The following is a 4068-nucleotide window of genomic DNA, read 5'->3' as shown; positions in this document are numbered from 1 at the left end:
TCCTATGGCTCGTCTCCACTCTGCAAAGGGCGATTTACTGCGTTCTTCAAGAGCGCTCTGGCCTCATCCAACGCGATCACACAAGGCAGTCGTCCCTATTCATTCCATTGGTGAAACGACGACATCAAGTTTAGAATCGCTTCGTTTATCCCAATGTTGCGCGTAGTTCCTCGGTCTAATGCAATACGACAAACCGCTTCTGCGAACTGTTCTTGCTGCTGCTGCATATAATGGTGCGCATCCTCGAATGTCCCATCGGGATTATCATGCTTCCACTTTGTCAGCGCTAGAAAGACGCCGTAGAAGAAGTTGAGGAAGTCCTCACTCGACTTGAGCGTGTCCACAAAGTTGGCAATAACAGACCGACCAGGCATGCCGCTGGAAGAGGAGGATCGTAGACAAATGTAGATCAGCAGGGTGCTGTGCCTGCAATGCAAGACCAGCTTGGTCTTTCCTACCCCTGAGCTCTGCACCAGGCAGGTGTATGGGGCGTAGTTATAGGTGACCGTTGTCGCAGATTGCTGAACGGGGTTAGGCGTCCTGCTATTAATAAAGGCCTTGCTAGCCCAATTAATATACTGCAGAAACAGCGTCAGGGCTGAAGGCTCTCACACTTGACAATGCATTCACATAGACTCCCCAGGCGGGATCAAGTACTCCACCCGCAGGATTGGATTGCAACAGCAGACGTGAAATCGCGGAGGCTAGACTTCCCGGATTGTTATGGAAAGCGTTCAGTTCCTCCTCGCTGTTCTCCAGCAGTGTTGGAAATAGTTCACCCTTCTGCTCGTGGCTGCACTCCACAGTCAAGAGCAGCTCCATCACCAGCTGCACCATACGCGGCACTTGCGGGGAGTGCGGGAGCGCCACGAATGCCAAGTTATCACTATAACTTCGAGACCAGTGAGGAGTCATATTATCAATGCACGTCTAAGATCCATCATTCTGTCGCTTATTGTTGTGGTGATGGTAGAGTACAGAAGGAACGGAGAAGTAATTGGATCGAATGCCTCAGCTCTTTCCTCCAATGCGCGACGATACTCGCTCTCTGGGCGCAACAGCAACCACTGCTGCTCCGACAGCACCTGATAGAGATACATATCTGTGACAACAATCCAACGTCGGACCACCTCCACGGGGAAGATTTGACAGCGGTGTTGTTAACCTCCTGTCCATTTACGATCACACGGAAATGATCGTCCGTGACAATTAAAATGCAGTCGTTCCATCTATCCAGCTCCAGGTAGTCTGGGCAGAGAATAATGTTAGCGCAGTCTGGGAGGAAACGCGCAGACGAACCGTATGACTTACGAGTTGCTTCTCCTGTCCCTAAATAGTTTCCCATAAAATTGCCCATGATTATGCTTCGATCCACTTGTGCGCAGGTAATCGGAAGTGAGAGCCTCCGTGGGGCCTCTGGTGTCTCTGCGGACTGCGCGCGCAGAAACTGAAAAAAGTGTCCCTGGTCTGCAGTCTGGAGTCTGGTCTGCAGTCTGGAGTCTGGTCTGCAGTCTGGAGTCTGGTCTGCAGTCTGGAGTTAACCGAGCGGAAAACGTCTGTAACGGTCAAACAAACACATTGCAGCCTGCAGTTGCGCCAGCAGAGTGGCCCTTGCGCTGTGTTGGAGGAGTCCTGCAATGGTAGGTAGGTACGTTAGGTAGGGTCCGATTGCACTGACTGCTGGCATTGCTATCCCAACTCTTCATGCTGTAGTTAAACTTATGTCATCTCTAAGTTACTTCCTTTTGCTTTTTCCATTAACTGACTTATTGGCATCCCGCGTACAACAACAATAGCGAGGCCTTTGGTCACTTCTTGGCGCCATGGCGGAGACGTTGGAGGACATCGAAAGAAAAATTCGCGCCGTGGAGGCGGATATTCAGGACGTCAAGAATGCGCAGAGAGCGCGTGGGACGCCCTTTACTGAGCGGGAGGAGCGACTCCTATTGGCTTTTAACGAGCAGCTCGCGGAACTCCGCAAAAAAGAAAATAATCTGCGGGCAGTTGCAATTGCGGCTGAGACAGGTAAAGAGCTTTACCTGTTCCTTTTAATTTTCTTATGCACTGCTAACGATTCCTTTTGTTTTTGTCCAGCCGTTCCTCCATCGAAAGTTGTATTGACGGTGACTCACTGGGCGACCGGCATTCGACATGTCGTGGTGTATCAGCCATCTCAATCTCTGCAAAACTTCCTAGCTGAACTGAGTATAAAATTTGACACCCCTATTAGTCGACTGTACAACCTTCCTAGCTGTGCTCTTTGGGAGGCAAAGCGGCAAGTAATATCTGACGAGCAGCTGCTCGATGTAGTCAATGAACTCAAGCAGTTGCCCATTGTGGAAGCAGCAGACCGCTTGTTTGTGTCATCCGACACTAATAGTCCTACAGGCTCCCCTAAACGTGTACAGACTTTTCAAGCTGTGAACAATGGCAGTGCATTGCCAAGCCAATCTGATGGAATGACTGGTAATTCAAGAGCAAGCAGCAGAGCACTCCAACATACGCTGAGAGAATGTTTATTGGAAAGAGATGGAGGCCGATGTTTGGTGTGTGGGTGTGACGAGAAACGAATTTTGCAAGCCGCGCATGTCATTGGCGCCAGCGAACAAATTCCCCTTAAACAACTAGCAAACGAGTTTGGATTGGCCAACAAATATGAACTCCGAGTTGGGCTACTACTTTGCTCAAGCTGCCACATTAAGTTCGATAATAATCTTCTTGGGATAGATGGTGATGGAAATGTGTACGAGAAGATGGGAGGTGAGGTTAAAATGGTGAAGTGCATTTTCGATGGCATCGACGAAGATCGTCGCCTGCATCATTATCCATCACGAAATATACTAGAATGGAAGTACAAAAAGTTTACAGATTCTGTTCAACCAATCTCGAGACGGAAGAGAGCGAGAGCGTCGGCGCAAGAGCGACAGCCAAGGAAAAAGAAAGCTACTTAAGCGGCATCTGGGAGCGTCATGGCTGAACGTTTGGCCATGAAAACGATTTTTGCCTTCCAATTTTGGGTTTGATGATTTGGGCTTCTGGAATTAAAGAAATTCTGATGTGTGTTAATTCAGATGAATCATTCCTATTATATATAAAGCAACACTCCCATTAACTGCTGAAACACAACCAGCACGTATGATGGCGGCCACATTCCCCAGCATACTGTAGGTGAAGTTATTACACTATTACAGAATGAAGACATTGAACTGCAATCGGAATTAGTAGCACTTAATGCTCAGAGGGTGAAGCAACGTAGCGTTGGTGCTGTGTGTTTGTGTGTATATAACATGAATTGGTGGTGGGGCAAGCGATGAATATATAGATATGTGATTCCCCAGCAAATGATGGCGATGAATGCGTCCATTGAGACTCCCACCTTGCTGATTATCCCGTAGTTCAACAACATTTGATCGAAAATACTACAGCTCTGTTCAATATCAATGTGATGTGATGTTCAATGTGATGTTTGTGTATATCCTTTATTCTCTGTTCTCTCTCTTCTGACTTTTCCATCCTATCGATGCTCACAATTCTCCCTCTTCGCCCACTCTGTCTGTACCTTCTATTGCATATGCCTAGAGCTTAGTCATACAACAATATCCTTCTCATGGATCATCTTCTCTCTACATCTGTGTCGTAAACCTCTCTACTTAAGGGGTTGCTGTCGTTATTCCCCTCATTCTTGTTGTCTTCATCGGCGGGTTAAGCATGTCCTGTTCTAACGGGCCTGAAACTATATACTATACAAATTATACTCCTTACGTGGTGTTGGAATGGTGATTTGTTAGGTAGCGTAGCGTAGCGTCAGTATATGTAAAGCTTTATTGCCTTCTTGTTCGTGCGATGGGCGATAAGATCGTCGATTTCTTCGTGCTGCATTCGGACGTTAGGTAGGGTCCGATTGCACTGACTGCTGGCATTGCTATCCCAACCCATCATGTTGTAGTTAAACTTATGTCATCTCTAAGCAAAGCAAACTTCATATTGCTACATCCATGATTGGCATCCCGCGTATAACAACAATAGCGAGGCCTTTGGTCGCCTCACTTCTTGGCGCCATGGCGGAGA

Annotated in this window: 2 protein-coding genes; one reads left to right on the top strand and one right to left on the bottom strand. The window is 47.6% G+C overall.

What is annotated here, in order from left to right; genetic code table 11:
- Positions 1-570: 570 nt before the first annotated feature.
- The gene (locus F9K33_16360) at positions 571-810 is read right to left on the bottom strand and encodes a hypothetical protein (GenBank protein KAB2877470.1); all 240 of its coding nucleotides are present in this window, start codon (positions 808-810) and stop codon (positions 571-573) included.
- Between the two features lie 1013 nt (positions 811-1823).
- Between F9K33_16360 and F9K33_16355 the strand changes: the two genes are divergently transcribed.
- Positions 1824-2951 (top strand): HNH endonuclease, encoded by a 1128-nt coding sequence (locus tag F9K33_16355; GenBank protein ID KAB2877469.1) that lies wholly within the window; start codon positions 1824-1826, stop codon positions 2949-2951.
- Positions 2952-4068 lie beyond the last annotated feature (1117 nt).

It is taken from the genome of bacterium, assembly GCA_008933615.1.
Taxonomy (GTDB): Bacteria; CLD3; CLD3; order SB21; family SB21; genus SB21.
Note: the sequence above shows the minus strand (reverse complement) of the source record. Positions and strands in the feature narration are given on the sequence as shown.

Coding starts and splice junctions, on each gene's coding strand:
- F9K33_16355 (KAB2877469.1), top strand. CDS start 1,824: ATGGCGGAGACGTTGGAGGACATCGAAAGAAAAATTCGCGCCGTGGAG.